This is a genomic window from Nonomuraea sp. NPDC004186 (genome assembly GCF_053603495.1).
Map to the genome: position 1 here is coordinate 17,906 of NZ_JBSGFQ010000128.1, position 15,977 is coordinate 33,882.

General features: G+C 69.3%; 18 protein-coding genes and 1 riboswitch. Of the genes, 12 read left to right on the forward strand and 6 right to left on the reverse strand.

The features are described from left to right. Window positions 1–121 precede the first annotated feature (121 nt). The 4 genes from ACWEPL_RS54865 to ACWEPL_RS54880 are packed head-to-tail and all read left to right on the forward strand — an operon-like array spanning window position 122 to window position 4,081. The gene (locus ACWEPL_RS54865; RefSeq protein ID WP_350742580.1) at window positions 122–1,066 is read left to right on the forward strand and encodes an ABC transporter permease; all 945 of its coding nucleotides are present in this window, start codon (window positions 122–124) and stop codon (window positions 1,064–1,066) included. After that, a complete protein-coding gene (locus tag ACWEPL_RS54870; protein ID WP_355212750.1) occupies window positions 1,059–2,033 on the forward strand; it encodes an ABC transporter permease in 975 nt (324 codons plus the stop codon). Before ACWEPL_RS54865 ends, ACWEPL_RS54870 begins: the two co-directional genes overlap by 8 nt. Window positions 2,034–2,046: 13 nt before the next feature. Further along, window positions 2,047–3,081 (forward strand): ABC transporter ATP-binding protein, encoded by a 1,035-nt coding sequence (locus tag ACWEPL_RS54875; RefSeq protein ID WP_350742584.1) that lies wholly within the window; start codon window positions 2,047–2,049, stop codon window positions 3,079–3,081. Further along, the gene (locus ACWEPL_RS54880; RefSeq protein ID WP_350742586.1) at window positions 3,068–4,081 is read left to right on the forward strand and encodes an ABC transporter ATP-binding protein; all 1,014 of its coding nucleotides are present in this window, start codon (window positions 3,068–3,070) and stop codon (window positions 4,079–4,081) included. The genes ACWEPL_RS54875 and ACWEPL_RS54880 overlap by 14 nt, the downstream gene beginning before the upstream one ends. Window positions 4,082–4,131: 50 nt before the next feature. Here ACWEPL_RS54880 and ACWEPL_RS54885 read toward each other — a convergent pair whose 3' ends face one another. The 5 genes from ACWEPL_RS54885 to ACWEPL_RS54905 all read right to left on the reverse strand — a co-directional run bounded on the left by ACWEPL_RS54885 (window position 4,132) and on the right by ACWEPL_RS54905 (window position 8,546). Next, window positions 4,132–5,316, reverse strand: a complete 1,185-nt coding sequence (locus ACWEPL_RS54885; RefSeq protein ID WP_363985644.1) for a lipid-transfer protein — start codon at window positions 5,314–5,316, stop codon at window positions 4,132–4,134. After that, complete coding sequence (locus tag ACWEPL_RS54890; RefSeq protein ID WP_363985646.1) at window positions 5,313–5,786, reverse strand: Zn-ribbon domain-containing OB-fold protein; 474 nt, start codon at window positions 5,784–5,786, stop codon at window positions 5,313–5,315. The genes ACWEPL_RS54885 and ACWEPL_RS54890 overlap by 4 nt, the downstream gene beginning before the upstream one ends. 141 nt (window positions 5,787–5,927) lie before the next feature. Further along, the gene (locus tag ACWEPL_RS54895) at window positions 5,928–7,052 is read right to left on the reverse strand and encodes a S8 family serine peptidase (RefSeq protein ID WP_449911998.1); all 1,125 of its coding nucleotides are present in this window, start codon (window positions 7,050–7,052) and stop codon (window positions 5,928–5,930) included. Further along, window positions 7,049–7,612 carry a hypothetical protein gene (locus ACWEPL_RS54900; protein ID WP_452441278.1) on the reverse strand — a complete coding sequence of 188 codons (564 nt, stop codon included), beginning with the start codon at window positions 7,610–7,612 and terminating at the stop codon, window positions 7,049–7,051. The genes ACWEPL_RS54895 and ACWEPL_RS54900 overlap by 4 nt, the downstream gene beginning before the upstream one ends. Window positions 7,613–7,739: 127 nt before the next feature. Beyond that, a complete protein-coding gene (locus ACWEPL_RS54905; protein WP_350742596.1) occupies window positions 7,740–8,546 on the reverse strand; it encodes an SAM hydrolase/SAM-dependent halogenase family protein in 807 nt (268 codons plus the stop codon). Between the two features lie 117 nt (window positions 8,547–8,663). Here ACWEPL_RS54905 and ACWEPL_RS54910 point away from each other — a divergent pair, with 117 nt between their 5' ends. The 3 genes from ACWEPL_RS54910 to ACWEPL_RS54920 are packed head-to-tail and all read left to right on the forward strand — an operon-like array spanning window position 8,664 to window position 10,384. Further along, window positions 8,664–8,963, forward strand: a complete 300-nt coding sequence (locus ACWEPL_RS54910; RefSeq protein WP_350742598.1) for a DUF3263 domain-containing protein — start codon at window positions 8,664–8,666, stop codon at window positions 8,961–8,963. Between the two features lie 39 nt (window positions 8,964–9,002). Continuing rightward, window positions 9,003–9,773: a trehalose-phosphatase gene (gene otsB / locus ACWEPL_RS54915; RefSeq protein ID WP_350742599.1), complete on the forward strand. Its 771-nt coding sequence runs from the start codon at window positions 9,003–9,005 to the stop codon at window positions 9,771–9,773. A gap of 35 nt (window positions 9,774–9,808) precedes the next feature. Further along, entirely contained in the window at window positions 9,809–10,384 is a 576-nt protein-coding gene (locus ACWEPL_RS54920) for a hypothetical protein (protein WP_452441280.1), read from the forward strand. A gap of 6 nt (window positions 10,385–10,390) precedes the next feature. Here the strand turns inward: ACWEPL_RS54920 and ACWEPL_RS54925 are convergent, their stop codons facing one another. Then, entirely contained in the window at window positions 10,391–11,821 is a 1,431-nt protein-coding gene (locus ACWEPL_RS54925) for an alpha,alpha-trehalose-phosphate synthase (UDP-forming) (RefSeq protein WP_363985655.1), read from the reverse strand. 31 nt (window positions 11,822–11,852) lie between these two features. Between ACWEPL_RS54925 and ACWEPL_RS54930 the strand changes: the two genes are divergently transcribed. From ACWEPL_RS54930 to groEL, 5 genes are all read left to right on the forward strand, one after another. Beyond that, complete coding sequence (locus tag ACWEPL_RS54930; protein WP_319719563.1) at window positions 11,853–12,407, forward strand: RNA polymerase sigma factor; 555 nt, start codon at window positions 11,853–11,855, stop codon at window positions 12,405–12,407. 79 nt (window positions 12,408–12,486) lie between these two features. Beyond that, a riboswitch (SAM riboswitch) is annotated at window positions 12,487–12,628 on the forward strand. A 13-nt stretch (window positions 12,629–12,641) separates the two neighbouring features. Next, window positions 12,642–13,874, forward strand: coding sequence for a threonine synthase (gene thrC, locus ACWEPL_RS54935; RefSeq protein WP_350742605.1), 1,233 nt, complete (start codon window positions 12,642–12,644; stop codon window positions 13,872–13,874). 24 nt (window positions 13,875–13,898) lie between these two features. Continuing rightward, window positions 13,899–14,174, forward strand: a complete 276-nt coding sequence (locus ACWEPL_RS54940; RefSeq protein ID WP_185068974.1) for a MoaD/ThiS family protein — start codon at window positions 13,899–13,901, stop codon at window positions 14,172–14,174. 245 nt (window positions 14,175–14,419) lie between these two features. After that, window positions 14,420–14,620: a cold-shock protein gene (locus tag ACWEPL_RS54945; RefSeq protein ID WP_068927743.1), complete on the forward strand. Its 201-nt coding sequence runs from the start codon at window positions 14,420–14,422 to the stop codon at window positions 14,618–14,620. Between the two features lie 413 nt (window positions 14,621–15,033). After that, window positions 15,034–15,977 (forward strand): chaperonin GroEL (gene groEL / locus ACWEPL_RS54950; protein WP_452441281.1); only part of this gene is annotated, 944 nt, incomplete at its 3' end.

Genomic DNA, 15,977 nt, shown 5'->3' on the forward strand with positions numbered 1-15,977 from the left:
TTCGCGCGGTGGACGGCTCTTGCCGTCCACCCGCCGGAGGGCTGAGCTTGGAGGCAGCCACTCGAGCCGGGTGAACCACGGGCTCCGGGGCTGCCTCCAAGTCATGTACCGGAGGGCTTGTATGGGCCGTTATGTCATCAGGCGCTTGATCCAGGCGATACCCGTCCTGCTCGGCGCCACGCTACTCATCTTCATGATTGTCTTCGCACTGCCAGGGGACCCCATCGCGGCGCTGTTCGGAGACAAGCGCCCGGACCCCGCGGTCGCCGAGGTCCTGCGCGAGCAGTATCACCTCAACGATCCGCTGCTGTTGCAGTACTGGTACTACATCAGCGGCGTGCTCTTCCGCGGTGACTTCGGCGTGAACTTCGCCGACGTCCCCGTGTCCCAGGTCATGGCCGGCAAGTTCCAGGTCACCCTGAACCTCGCGCTGACCGCCCTGGTGATGGAGGCGCTCATCGGCGTCGGCCTGGGCCTGTGGGCGGCGCTGCGCCGCGGCAAGGCCACCGACACCGCCATCCTGGCCTCCACGCTGCTGCTCATCTCGGTGCCCACGCTGGTCACCGGTTTCGTGCTGCAGCTGGTCCTGGGCGTCAAGCTCAAGCTGTGGACCGGGCTGGACATCTTCCCGGTGGCGGGCACGTTCGCGGGCTGGCGCAGCTATCTGCTGCCCGGCTTCGTGCTCGCGGGGACGTCGATCGCGTACCTGACCAGGCTCACCAGAACCAGCCTGGTGGAGACGCTCAGAGCGGACTACATCCGAACGGCCACGGCCAAGGGCCTGCCACGACGGCGCGTCATCGGCCGGCACGGGTTGCGTAACGCGCTGATCCCGCTGATCACCTATCTGGGCGCCGACCTCGGCAACCTGATGGGCGGCGCGGTGATCACCGAGACGATCTTCAATCTCCCGGGGATTGGAAATCAGCTGTTCCAGTCGGTTTACTTGCGAGAACAACCGGTTGTGGTGGGGATCATCACCGTCCTGGTGCTGATCTACATCCTGGCCAACCTGGTCGTCGACCTGCTGTACGCCGTGCTCGACCCGAGGATCCGCTATGAGTAACCCAATCCCGCCGGTCGGGCCCGGGCTCCCGGAGACGCAGACACTGGTCACGGACACGGTTACCGACCCGGCGCCCACGCCACAGGGCAAGAAGGGCAAGGAAGGCAAGCCCGCGAGCTTGTGGAGCGACGCCTGGTACGACCTCAGGCGCCGGCCGATGTTCATCATCTCGGTGCTCATCATCCTGGTGCTGCTCGTCATGTCGTTCCTGCCGTCGCTGTTCACGGCGATCGACCCGTTCAACGCCAGGACCTGTGACCTGTCCACGGCCAGGCAGGCGCCCAGCGCCGGCCACCTGTTCGGCAAGGACAGCCTGGGGTGCGACGTCTACGCCAGGACGATCTACGGCGCCCGCAACTCGATCGTGATCGGCGTGTTCACCACGATCATCACCACGGTGGTCGGCGGTCTGCTCGGCCTGATCGCCGGTTTCCGGAGCGGCGTGGTCGACACGGTGTCCTCGCGGGTCACCGAGATCTTCTTCGCCATCCCCCCGATCCTGGGCGCGCTGCTCATCGCCGCCACCTTCCGCGGCCGGGCCAACAGCATCATGCTGGTCATCCTCGCGCTGGCGGTGCTCGGCTGGCCGATGACGTTCCGCATCATGCGGGCGGCCGTGATCACCGCGAAGAACCAGGACTTCGTGGTCGCGGCCAGGGCGCTGGGAGCGAGCGCGGGACGGATCATGTTCCGTCACCTGCTGCCCAACTCGCTGGCGCCGGTCATCGTCGTGGCCACGATCAACCTGGGCGGCTTCATCGCCGCCGAGGCCGCGCTCTCGTTCCTGGGCGTGGGTGTCCAGTCGCCGGACATCTCATGGGGTCTGATGATCGCCGACGCGCGCATCAGGTTCTTGGAGGCGCCGCTGCCACTGGTGTTCCCGGCCGTGTTCCTCAGCATCACGGTGCTGGCGTTCATCATGATGGGCGACGCCGTACGCGACGCGCTCGACCCGAAGCTCAGGTAGAAGGGGGGATCAAGTGAAGAAGACGTCAACGGATGTGTTGCCCGCCGAGGGAGGGCTGGGCGACCAACCGCTGCTCGCGGTCGACAACCTGCACGTGGAGTTCCGTACGCGTGCCGGGGTCGTACGCGCGGTGAACGGCGTGAGCTACACGGTCAGCCCCGGTGAGACGCTCGCGGTGCTGGGCGAGTCGGGTTCGGGCAAGTCCGTGACCGCGCAGGCGATCATGGGCATTCTCGACATGCCGCCGGCGGTCATCCCCAAGGGGGAGATCCGCTTCAAGGGCACCGACCTGCTCAGGCTGTCGGAGGAGGCGCGCACGCAGGTGCGCGGCCAGCGCATCGCGATGATCTTCCAGGACGCGCTCTCCGCGCTCAACCCGGTGTTCACCGTGGGCTGGCAGATCAGCGAGATGTTCCGGGTGCACCGCGGCATGTCCAAGCGCGACGCCATGAAGAAGGCCGTCGAGCTGATGGACCGGGTCCGCATCCCGGCCGCCAGGCAGCGCGTGAACGACTATCCGCACCAGTTCTCCGGGGGCATGCGCCAGCGCATCATGATCGCGATGTCGATCGCGCTGGACCCCGAGGTGCTGATCGCGGACGAGCCGACCACGGCGCTCGACGTGACCGTCCAGGCCCAGATCATGGAGCTGCTGGCCGAGCTGCAGCGCGAGAGCCAGATGGGCCTGATCCTGATCACGCACGACCTCGGCGTCGTGGCCGACGTGGCCGACAAGATCGCCGTCATGTACGCGGGTCGCATCGTGGAGAAGGCCCCCGTGCACGACATCTACAAGGGCCCCGCGCATCCGTACACGAAGGGCCTGCTGGAGTCGATCCCCCGGGTCGACCTCAAGGGCCAGGACCTGTACGCGATCAAGGGCCTGCCGCCCAACCTGCTCGACCTGCCGTCCGGCTGCGCGTTCCACCCCCGGTGCCCCTACCGGCAGGACGACTGCGTGACCGACGCCCCCCCGCTCCACGAGATCAGCGGCACCCGAGGCAGCGCGTGCCACTACTGGAGGGAGGTCCTCGATGGCGATCGGTGAGCGCATCCTCGAGGTTCGGGACCTGGTCAAGCACTTCCCGCTGACCCAGGGCATCGTCTTCAAGCGGCAGATCGGCGCGATCAAGGCCGTCGACGGCGTGTCGTTCGACCTGCACAAGGGCGAGACGCTGGGCATCGTGGGCGAGTCGGGCTGCGGCAAGTCCACCCTCGCCAAGGTGCTGATGGCGCTGGAGCGGCCGACCTCGGGCTCGGTGCTGATCAACGGCCGTGACATCGGCAGGGCCAAGGGCGGCGAGCTCAAGCGGATGCGCCGCAACATCCAGATGGTGATGCAGGACCCGTACACCTCGCTGAACCCCCGGATGACCGTCGGCGACATCATCGGCGAGCCGTACGAGATCCACAGCGAGGCGGCGCCGCGCGGCGACCGCCGCAAGAAGGTGCAGGAGCTGCTGGAGGTCGTCGGTCTCAACCCCGACCACATCAACCGCTACCCGCACCAGTTCTCCGGTGGACAGCGGCAGCGCATCGGCATCGCCCGAGGGCTGGCGCTCCAGCCGGAGATCATCGTCTGCGACGAGCCGGTGTCGGCCCTGGACGTGTCCATCCAGGCGCAGGTGATCAACCTGCTCGAGCGGCTGCAGAACGAGTTCGACCTGGCGTACATCTTCATCGCCCACGACCTGTCGGTGGTGCGGCACATCTCCGACCGGGTGGGCGTGATGTACCTGGGCAAGTTCGTGGAGCTCGGGAAGGACACCGAGATCTACGACAAGCCCGCGCATCCCTACACGCAGGCGCTGCTCTCGGCGGTGCCGGTGCCCGACCCGGAGGGCCGGGAGCAGCGGGAGCGGATCATCCTGCAGGGCGACCCGCCGTCCCCGGCGAACCCGCCGTCGGGATGCCGGTTCCGTACGCGGTGCTGGAAGGCGCAGGAGATCTGCGCCGAGGAGGAGCCGCTGCTGCAGATCCGTCCGGGTACCGGGCACGAGAGCGCCTGTCACTTCGCGGAGACGCACGACGTGGTGCACGTAGGCTGACTCGCCTCCGAAGACCCTCCGGGGGAGCTCCCCGGAGGGTCTTCGCGTTTCTACGTGGTGACGATCAGCGCGGAGCCGTGGCCGAAGAGGCCCTGGTTGGCGGCGAGGCCGACGCGGGCGACAGGCACCTGGCGGTCGCCGGCCTCGCCCCGCAGCTGCGTGGTCAGCTCGCAGAGCTGGGCGATCGCCTGGGCCGGGATCGCCTCGCCGAAGGAGGCCAGGCCGCCCGAGGGGTTGACCGGGATCCGGCCGCCGAGCCCCGTCGCCCCGTCGTGCAGCAGCTTGGCCGCCTCCCCGGGCGGGCACAGGCCGACGTCCTCCATCCAGTCCAGTTCCAGGGCCGTCGAGAGGTCGTACACCTCCGCCAGTGAGACGTCCTCAGGTCCCACCCCTGCTTCCTCGTACGCCGCGTGCGCGATCGCCGCTCTGAAGGGCCTCTCAGGGGCCGGTACGGCGGTGCGGGAGTCGGTGGCGAAGTTCGGCAGCTCCAGGATCGTGCTGGGGAAGGTCGGGGTGACGGTGGAGACCGCGGCCAGGCGTACCGGAGCCCGCAGGCCTCGGCGGCGGGCGTAGGACTCCGAGGCCAGGACCACCGCCGCGCCTCCGTCCGAGGTGGCGCAGATGTCCATGAGGCGCAGCGGGTCGGCGACCAGCGGCGAGGCCAGCACCTCCTCGGCGGTGACGGGCTTGCGGTAGCGGGCCATGGGGTTGAGCGAGCCGGCCCGCGAGTTCTTGACCTTGACGGCGGCGAAGTCGGCAGGGGTCGAGCCGTGCACGGCCATGCGCCTGCGGGCGTAGAGGGCGAAGTAGGCGGGGTTGGTGGCGCCCAGCAGGCGGAAGCGGAGCCAGTCGGGGTCGTCGGGGCGGTCGCCGCCGACCGGTTTGAAGAAGCCCTTCGGGGTCGAGTCCGCCCCGACCACCAGCGCCACGTCGCACAGGCCCGCGAGGATGCGCGTGCGGGCGATGTCCACGGCCTGGGCGCCGGAGGCGCAGGCCGCGTAGCAGGAGGCGATCCTGGCGCCCGACCAGCCCAGCGCCTGCGCGTAGGAGGCGCCCGCGACGAAGCCCGGGTAGCCGTTCCTGATCGTGTCCGCCCCGACGACGAACTCCACGTCGGTCCACGCCACCCCGGCGTCCCGCAGGGCCGCGCGGGCGGCGGCGACGCCGTACTCCAGGAAGGGCCTGCCCCACTTGCCCCACGGATGCATCCCGACGCCCAGCACCACGACGCTCACAGCGCCTCCTTCGTCGGCGCTGTGCGCGAGACGCTGCTGTGCTTATTGGTTCGTTCGCTTCGCTCTCTCACGGCCCGCTCCCACATCCACATCAGCGGTCCGTCCGACAGCGGCCCGGAGGTGAGCTCCAGCTCCATGCCGACCTCCAGCTCGTTCACGGTGAGGCCCTTGACCTGCCCGAGCACCACGATCCCCACCTCGTCGAGCTCGACGGCGGCCAGCGTCACCGGCACGTACGGGTCCGCGGCGACGTAGGGGGCGGGGGGCGGGTAGACGGCGTTCGTGTACGACCACACCCGGCCGCGGCGGGGGAGGCGGGTCGTCTCCATCGAGGTGGCGTCGCAGCGGGGGTTGGGGCAGAGGCCGGGACGGGGCGGGAAGGTGACGGTGCCGCAGGTGGCGCAGCTGGTGCCCAGGAGGAAGACGCCGTCCTCGTCGATGGCGAACCAGCCCTCGATCGCTAACGTCATGCCGCCAGTATCGCACAAGCGCTTGCTAGGGTAACGACCCGCCGGCGCCCCTTTGCCCGGACGGGTGCGCGGGCGGCCCGCCGACGTCCCTTCTGTCCCTTGGGAGAAGACCCGGGACTGGGGAGGGGGCCGGGGGAGGGGTCAGGGGCGGCGTTTGCGGTGGCGGACGAGGATGCGGGCCGACATCGCCGCGGCCAGCATCACCATGCCCGCCACCACCGGCCCCCGGGAGGCGGGCGGCGGGCCGTCGCCGAAGTACGGGCCGGGGTGGGCGAGGCCGGCGCCGGGCGGGTCCAGGCGGGCGGCCTCCCGCAGGGCGAGCAGGGCGTTGGCCACCCCGTGCCCGTAGGCGGGGCTGTGGCCGTCGGCCGGCTGCAGCCTGGTGCCGAGCTCGATGGCCGTCCGTACGTGGTAGGGCGACATGTCGGGATAAGCGGACTTGATCAGGGCCGCCACGCCCGCCACCATGGCCGCCGCCGAGCTGGTGCCGTCGCTCACCACGTACGAGTCGCGCGCGTCGGCCGTGACGATCTCCGTGCCCGGCGCGACCACCGACAGGTAGTCCTGCCTGTTGGAGAACGCGGCCACCCTGAGCTCCCGGTCCACCGCCCCCACGGCCATCACCCCGGGATAGGCGGCGGGGAAGTTCTTCCTGTTGGCCGTGCCGCCGTCGTTGCCCGACGAGGCCACCAGCACGGCGCCCCGCGCGATCGCGTACTGGATGGCCTCCTCCTCCGACGGCGAGCCCTCCCACGCGCCGCTGCCGCCGCCCAGCGACATGCTGATCACGCCGGCCCCGTGGTCGACCGCGTACCGGATGCCCTTGGCCAGCGCGTCGCGCCCGCCGGCGCGCTGCTGCTCGCGCAGCGGGTCGCCGTTCTCCAGCGTGACCCGGATGGACAGCACCCTGGCCGCGGGCGCCACCCCGATGACGCCGCCCTTGTGCTCGTCGCCGTGGCCGCGCCCGGCGATCAGGCTGGCCATGGCGGTCCCGTGCCGCCCCCAGAGGCCCTTGGCGGTGCCGGTCAGGTCGGGGCCCTGGATCACGGCGCCCTCCAGGTCGGGGTGGCGGCCGTTCACGCCGGTGTCGAGCACGGCGACGATCACGCCCTCGCCCCTGCTCGACCGCCACGCCTCGGGCAGCCGCATCGCGGCGAGCTGCCACTGTCCCGCCCGGGCGGCCTCGCCCACGTCGTCGGTGGCGCTCGCCGGAACGGTTCCCACCACCAGCGCGGTGACGAGGAAGGCGACGGCGAGCCTGCTCATCGGGTGAGCGTCCGGTGCAACTCGGTGGCGAGCTGCCGCGCCGTGGCGCGCAGCCGGGGTGCGAGGCGGTCACCCGGCTGGTACGGCCGGCCGTCGGCGTACCCGGCGGCCGTCGCCACCACGTAGCGCTCGTCGGACCTGAGCACCACCCCGGTGAAGTACTGCCGCTCGCCGAAGCGCTCGGCCGGCCCTCGGGGAAAGGCCACCGGCCGCACGGTCGCGGGCCGTCCCACGCGGTAGTAGTCGCGTCCGGGCGTGTCGAGCACGGCGATGCCCACGGTGGCGACGAACGTCTGCGTGCTGTCGGCGTACGTGGCGCGCAGGGCCACGCGGCAGCCGCGCCGGACGGCGGCGGGCTGGAACGCCGTCCGGCAGGGCGCCTCGGGGGCGACCCCGGCCAGCTCGTACGTGACCCGCGCCCCCGACGGGCTGACCCCGGGCAGGGTCGCGGGGAAGATCTGCGCGACGGGCCACGCGTGCCAGCGCTCTGACACGGGCGGCTCCGGCGCGGGCCAGATCGCGGACATTATGGAGAGCAGCACGATGGACAGCTGGTACAACGTCGACCTCTGGAGGGGAGGGGAGGGACGCCCGCGCGTTGCATTCTGACACGCGCCCGCTGATTCTTTCCGACGCTTCGGTAAACAGACCGATACGCGGAGTAATTCCGATCTGTGCGTCTTCGTCCTATGGAGTAGGGGAGAGTCGGACATGCGCGCCAGGTGGGAGCCCCAGCCGCTGCGCTGCGTCACCGGAATTGACCGCGATCGCGATCAGCCCCGCCGAGTCCGCGAACGCCACCAGCTCCCCCGGCGGCACCGCCGCGAACGTCTCCCGGTAGGGCAGCGAGAGCTGCCGCCGGCCCAGCCAGACCCCCAGGGTGTCGCCCACCCGCACGCCCAGCGCGTGCAGGTCGCCGACCGCGATCGACAGCTGGGTGTTGCCGTAGCGGTCGACCGAGACGACCTCGCCCTCCACCGAGCCCTCGCGCAGCAGCGTGGTCGGCGCCGGCAGCGTCACCAGCCTGCCGATCGGCACCTCGGGCCCCAGGTCCGACGGTCTCAGCCCGCCGCACAGCCGCCCCGCGACCGGCGAGAAGACGTCGCGCCCGTGGAAGGTGGGGGAGACCGGCCGCAGGAAGTGCTCCTCGTTGCTGATCGCGTAGGCGGCCTCGGCGCCGCCGCTGGCGTGCACGGCCCACGACAGCAGCCCGTTGTCGGGTCCGATGAACACCCGCCCGCCCGCCTCGACGGCCACCGCCCGCCGGGCGCCGCCCGCGCTGGGATCGACCGCGCCGATATGGATGCCCGCGGGAAGGTACGGAATGGTCTGGGCGAGAATCGCCGCGCCACGCCGTACGTCACCTGAGGGGATCAGGTGGCACACGTCGATCACCCGCGCCTGGGGGGCGATTCCGGCGATCACTCCGTGACACGCCGCCACATAGCCGTCTTCGAGTCCGTAGTCGGTGAGGAGCGTGATTACTGAGGTCACATTTCGTGACTGTACGTCTCTCAATACGTCGTGAACAGCCGCACTTCGCACATTACGATTGGCCACGGGCCGCGTGCGTGCGGAGTCGTCGCGCGCACCTTTCCCGAGGAGGACACCATGGGAGCACCGCTCAGCGGTGACAATGCTGCCCAGGAGACGTCCGGCCAACCCCTCTCAGAACGCGATCTCGAACTCCTCGCCTTCGAACGCCAATGGTGGCGCTACGCGGGCGCGAAGGAGCAGGCCATCAAGGAGAGCTTCGGGTTCTCCGCCACGCGCTACTACCAGTTGCTCGGTGAGCTTATCGACCGGCCGGAGGCGCTGGAGCACGATCCCATGCTGGTCAAGCGGCTGCGCAGGTTACGGTCCACCCGTCAGCGTGACCGCGCCGCCAGGAGACTCGGCATGCGTCCCTGACCGGCTGGGTACGGCAGCCGCGTGAGGAACATCCCTGGAATGAAAGCGATCTTGGACGACCCGGCGGGCGCCGTGATCGGGCTCGACTTCGACGGAACCCTGTCGCCGATCGTGCCCGATCCCGCCGAGGCCGTGATCCATCCGAAGGCGCCGGAGGTGCTGGCCGAGCTCGGCGCCCACGTCCTGGCGGTGGCCATCGTGACCGGCCGGCCGCCGGCCACTGCGCTGGAGCTCGGGCCGGGCCTGGCCGACGTGCCCCGGCTGGTCGTGCTCGGGCACTACGGCTTCGAGCGCTGGGAGGCCGGGCAGATCTCCGGGCCCCCGCCGCCTCCGGGCGTGCTCGAGGCCGAGGCCGAGCTGCAGCTGCTGCTCGAGTCGCTGGGCCTGCGAGACGTCACCATCGAGGACAAGGGCCGGGCCGTGGCCGTGCACACCAGGCGCAGCTCCGACCCGGAGGGCGCGCTGGCCAGGCTGCGCGAGCCGCTGGCCGAGCTGGCCGGCAAGCGCGGCCTGGTGGTCGAGCCGGGCCGCTTCGTGCTGGAGCTGCGGCCGCCGGGCATGGACAAGGGGCAGGCGCTCAGCCTGTTCCTGGCCGAGCGGGCCGCCAGGTCCGTCATGTTCGTGGGCGACGATCTCGGCGACCTGGCCGCGTTCGAGGCCGTACGCCTCTCGGGGCTGCCCGGCGTGACCGTGTGCAGCGGCTCCGCGGAGGTCACCGAGCTGGCCGAGCGGGCCGACATCGTGGTGGACGGGCCCGACGGCGTCGTCGCGCTGCTGGAGGAGCTTGTGGCGGCTTTCAGCCGTTCGTGATTGAGCTGCAAGTCGCGCTCCCTAGGGTCGGGCGCATGCACAAGCGACACCTCGCCGCCGTGGCCGTGGCCGCGGCCACCCTCCTCGCGACCTCCCTGCCCGCCCACGCCGCGCCCGCCCAGGCGGTCAAGCTGCGCAAGGGCCTGACCCTGTACATCCCGATCAAGTGGGTGGTCCACCGCTTCGGCGACGATGTCCAGATCGTGACCGGCAAGTGCGGCAAGCCCGTGGGCTGGGGGACGCCCGAATGCGACGCCTTCTACGTCCTCGGCCCCTCGTCCATCAAGCGCGGCGCCGAGGGGTTCGGCCCGTACACCGGCAAGCGGCCCTTCTACACGGCGAGCGACGTGCAGCCGTGCCCGTTCAACCGGAAGTGGGGCGAGGCCATCGGCCCGAAGGTCACCAGGGGCCTGCGCCAGGTCGGCGCGGGACACAAGGCCGCCTACAACGCGTGGAAGTCGGAGTGCGTCAAGTATTCGGGCTCGACCACGAAGGTGCTGCTCCGCTTCACGCAGCGCGAGTGGTACCTGCCGCAGAGCAAGATCCTCATCGTGGACCAGTGGAACACGCCGGGGCTGGCCGACACGCTCAAGCACGCCGACTGGACCTGACCGGGCTCAGATCTCGGCCAGCGCGTCGAGCTGGGCCGCGAGCCACTTCTGCGGGGGCAGGGCGGTGGCCGCGGCGTGCAGCTTGTCGCGCCGCATGCGGCGCTCGTCCTCCGGCATGACGAGCGCGGCGTGCAGCGCGGCGGCCGTGCCGCTGATGTCGTACGGATTCACCACGAGCGCGTGCGGGCCCAGCTCGGCCGCCGCCCCCGCCTCGCGCGAGAGGACGAGCGCGCACCTCGTGGACAGGATCGGGCCCTCCTTGGCGACCAGGTTCATCCCGTCGCGGATGGGGTTGACCAGCAGCACGTCGGCCATCCGGTACGCGGCCAGCGAACGCGGGTAGTCGTCGTTGACGTTGAGGATCAGGGGGTCCCAGTCCTCGGTGCCGTACTCGTCCTCGATCTCCTGCGCGCAGCGAAGCACCGACGCGGTGTATTCGCGGTATTCGGGCAGGTCGTGCCGGCTCGGGTAGGCGAACGCCAGGTGCACCACCTTGCCGTGCCACTCCGGGTGCGCGGCGAGGAACTCGCGGTAGGCCACCAGGCCGCGCACGATGTTCTTCGACAGCTCGGTGCGGTCGATGCGGACGATCAGCCGGCGGTCGCCCACCTGCTCCCTGAGCGCGGTCATGTGCGACTCGACGTCGGGCTCGACGGCGCGCTCCCACAGCGCGGCGCCGTCCACGCCGAGGCTGTGCACGCCGATGCGGGTGGTCCGGCCCTCGTGGGTGACGCTGCGGCCCACGCGGTCGACCTCCGCGCCCAGCAGCGCCTCGCAGCAGTCCATGAACGCCTGCGCCCACCTGTCGGCCAGGAACCCGGCGTGATCGGCCCCCAGGATGCCCTCCAGGACCTCTCCGACCACCTCGTCGGGCAGCAGCGAGAAGTATTCGGGGGGCGCCCACGGGGTGTGGCTGAAGTGGGCGATGCGCAGGTCCGGCCGCTCGGCGCGGAGCATCGCCGGGGTCAGCGTCAGGTGGTAGTCCTGCACCATGACGCGGGCGCCGTGGCCGGCCTCCTCGGCCAGCGCCAGCGCGAACGCGCCGTTGTAGTCGCGGTAGGACTCCCACTCGCGCTCGAACCTCGTGCCGAAGTTGGGTGAGTTGGGGATGTCGTAGAGCAGGTGGTTGACGAACCACAGGGTGGAGTTGGCCACGGCGTTGTAGGCGCGGTGGAAGGTGGCGGGCGGGATGTCGAGCATGCGCACCGGACCCGTGTCGTAGCCGGCGTGGTCGATCCGGCCGCCGGGCACCAGGCGCACGGCGCTGCGGTCGCCGTCGGACAGCGCCGCGCACACCCACAGCATGCCGTCCTTCCTGGCCACCTCGGACAGTGCCGAAACCAGGCCGCCGCCACCGCGTTTCATGGTCAGCTCGCCGTCGTCCGAGACGGTAAAGGAAACGGGTCCTCTGTTGGAGGCCACCAGGACGCTGTTCATCTACGCTCCCTTCGCCCATAGGATCCCAGCTATGGCGCTAGATGAGCTAACCGAGGAACTCGCCCGCTCGGCCGCAGGAGGAGATCATCGCGCACTTGGCGAGCTCCTGGCGCGGATCGAGCCCGATGTGATGCGACACTGCGCCCGGATCCTCCCCTATCACCAGGATGCCGAGGAAGCCTCGCAGGACACGTTGCTGGCCGTGGCGCGCAACATCGGCCGGTTCGAGGGCCGGGCGCGGTTCAGCACCTGGCTGCACATCGTGACGGCCAACTGCGCGCGCACCACGTACAGGTCGCTCAAACGCCGCGCGGCCGAGCAGACCTCGGACGAGCTGCCCACGCAGAAGCCCGACGTGGCGCGGGTGAGCGTGATCGCGGGCTCGCGCCTCGACCTGCTCGACGCCATGGAGGCGCTGGAGGCCGACAAGCCCGACCTGGCGCAGGCGCTGGTGCTGCGCGACATCGTCCAGCTCGACTACAACGAGGTGGCCGAGCAGCTCGGCATCCCCCTGGGCACCGCCAAGTCGCGCATTCACCAGGCGCGCAAATACGTGCAGGGAGTGCTGGGTGATGATTATCGCTGAGACGCCACGTCTCGCATCTTGAGACGGGTGGCCATTTGGGCCCCATGGACGGGTAGAGTCCTTTTCAACAACTGAATATTGCTCATCCAGAGGGGTGGAGGGACCGGCCCTGCGAAGCCCCGGCAACCCTCCCGGTTTGAGACTCGCGACAGGGCGAGGCCGACCGGGACAAGGTGCCAATTCCGGTCTGCGGTCAAGGTGGCCGCAGGCGAAGATGAGGGAAGGCCTCGCTTCATGTCGCTCGACTTTGGTCCTGCTGTCGGTCTGTCCTGCCGTGAGTGCGGCACGCGCTACCCGCTCGGTCCGAGCTTCGCGTGTCTGGAGTGTTTCGGGCCGCTCGAAGCGGCCTATTCCTTCGGTACCGTGACCCGCTCCGACATCGAGTCGGGCCCCGCCAACATCTGGCGTTACCGGTCGCTGCTCCCGGTTCCGGTTGACGTCGCCAGTAAGCCGAATATGAACCCCGGCTGGACCAAACTGGTCAAGGCCGGAAACCTCGGACGCGCACTCGGTCTCAAGAACCTGTACGTGAAGGACGACTCGGGCAACCCCACCCATTCCTTCAAGGACCGGGTCGTCGCCATCGCCGTCGAGGCGGCGCGTAACTTCGGCTTCCACACCCTTTCCTGCTCCTCCACGGGCAACCTCGCGGGCGCGGTCACCGCGGCGGCGGCGCGCGCCGGGCTCGAGGCGTGCGTGTTCATCCCGGCCAACCTCGAAGCGGCCAAGATCGCCATGGCTCGCGTGTTCGGCGGCAAGCTGATCGGGATCGACGGCACCTATGACGAGGTCAACCGGTTCTGCTCCGAGCTGATCGGCGACCCGCTGGGTGACAAGTGGGGGTTCGTCAACGTCAACCTGCGGCCCTACTACGCCGAGGGCTCCAAGACGCTCGCGTACGAGATCGCCGAGCAGCTCGGGTGGCGGTTGCCCGAGCAGATCGTCATCCCCATCGCCTCCGGCTCGCAGCTCACCAAGATCGACAAGGGCTTCCGCGAGCTGGTGCAGCTGGGGCTGGTCGAGGACACGCCGTACAAGATCTTCGGGGCGCAGGCGGCCGGGTGCTCGCCGGTCTCCACCGCGTACAAGGCGGGGCACGACGTCGTGCAGCCGGTCAAGCCCGACACCATCGCCAAGTCGCTGGCCATCGGCAACCCGGCCGACGGGCCGTACGTGCTCGACATCGCCCGGCGCACCGGCGGGGCCGTCGAGGACGTCACGGACGCCGAGATCGTGGCCGCGATCAAGCTCCTGGCCTCGACGGAGGGCGTCTTCGCCGAGACCGCGGGAGGGGTGACCGTGGGCGTGCTGAAGAAGCTCGCCGAGAGCGGGCGGCTCGACCCCGAGGCCGAGACCGTGGTCCTCAACACCGGCGACGGGCTCAAGACGCTCGACGCGATCAGCGACGACGCCCAGCCCACGGCCGTGATCCGGCCCTCCCTCGACGCGTTCCGCGCGACTGTCTGACAACCAGGAAAGGCGAGTTAAACCATGAGCGTTTCGGTGCGGATTCCCACCATTCTGCGCACCTACACCGGGGGCAACGCCGAAGTCAGTGGCGAGGGCGCGACTCTTCGTGACGTGCTTGCCAAGCTCGACTCCGACTACCCGGGGATCGGCGCGAGAATTCTGGATGAATCGGGCAAGATTCGTCGTTTTGTCAACGTTTACGTTGGGGAAGAGGACGTCCGTTTCGCCGACGGGCTCGACACTCCGGCACCTGAAGGCACTCAGATCTCAATCATCCCGGCGGTTGCCGGCGGCTGAGTGCTATAGATCACACGTGTGGAAGGCGCCCCTAGTGGGCGCCTTCTCCATTTCCAGGGCAAATGAAACGCTGAAGCGCCTTCGTTGCGAAGAAATGCGTCGTTTGCAGATTGACTCTGTTGCCAAACCCCGTGCCACAGGTATGGTCGAGGGCGATCGTCTGGCTGATTTTCCCTTAAGTCCGGCGATTACGGGTCTCGCGGAGGAATGGGCGAGATCTGAAAGCCCAGTAAGAGGAGTCGGAAGTGGCGCAGGGCACCGTCAAGTGGTTCAACGCGGACAAGGGCTACGGCTTCATCGCGGTAGACGGTGGTAAGGATGTATTCGTCCATTACTCAGCGATCATGATGGACGGGTACCGATCTCTCGAACAGGGCCAGCGGGTCGAGTTCGAGATCACGCAGGGCCAGAAGGGACCTCAAGCGGAGTCCGTCCGCGCGGTCTGATACACCCCCCTGGTATGCACCGGCGGGGATCGCCCGGCAGCGCAGTCCGTGCGAACCCGCCACCTTTCTTTCGTCGACTCGGTCACGGCGAGCCGCGCGAGGCGGCTCGCCGTGCGTATGGATCCCGCCACCTGCGGTGGCCTGGACGCGGCTCGTCGCAGGTGCGGGGTCCTGCCGCCGACGATGGACGGCTCTGCCGTACAGGCTGATATGGGGAGGAAAGGCCCGGTAGGAGGCTTCTCGCTTGCACTCGACAGGGTAGAGTGCTAAACAGTTCGTTGGCACTCTGTGCAGCAGAGTGCCAACACTCGGATCGGGACGATGGGGTCTGCCGCAGGAGATGCTGACCCATGCCGTCGCGGGCGTCGGCTCGGTCCACGACAAGCCACCCTGCATCTGGGAGGTCTAGCCTTATGGCAGCCAAGATGATCGCGTTTGACGAGGACGCCCGGCGCGGTCTCGAGCGCGGTATGAACCAGCTCGCCGACGCCGTCAAGGTGACCTTGGGTCCCAAGGGCCGCAACGTCGTGCTGGAGAAGAAGTGGGGCGCCCCCACGATCACCAACGACGGTGTCTCCATCGCCAAGGAGATCGAGCTCGAGGACCCGTGGGAGAAGATCGGCGCCGAGCTGGTCAAGGAAGTCGCCAAGAAGACCGACGACGTCGCGGGTGACGGCACCACCACCGCCACCGTGCTCGCCCAGGCGCTGGTGCGCGAGGGTCTGCGCAACGTCGCCGCCGGCGCCAACCCGATGGGCCTGAAGAAGGGCATCGAGGCCGCCGTCGAGCGCGTCAGCGAGGAGCTCTCCAAGCTGGCCAAGGACGTGGAGACCAAGGAGCAGATCGCTTCCACGGCCTCCATCTCCGCCGCCGACCCCGAGATCGGCTCGCTCATCGCCGAGGCGATGGACAAGGTCGGCAAGGAAGGCGTCATCACCGTCGAGGAGAGCAACACCTTCGGCCTCGAGCTCGAGCTCACCGAGGGCATGCGCTTCGACAAGGGCATGACGTCGATGTACTTCGTCACCGACTCGGACCGCATGGAGGCCGTGCTCGAGGACCCGTACATCCTGATCGTCAACAGCAAGGTCTCCGCCAACAAGGACCTGCTGCCGCTGCTCGACAAGGTCGTCCAGTCGGGCAAGCCGCTGCTGATCATCGCCGAGGACATCGAGGGCGAGGCCCTGGCGACCCTGGTCGTCAACAAGATCCGCGGCCTGTTCCGCTCCGTGGCCGTCAAGGCCCCGGGCTTCGGTGACCGTCGCAAGGCCATGCTCAACGACATCGCCATCCTGACCGGTGGCCAGGTCATCGCCGAGGAGGTCGGTCTCAAGCTCGAGAACGCCACCCTCGACCT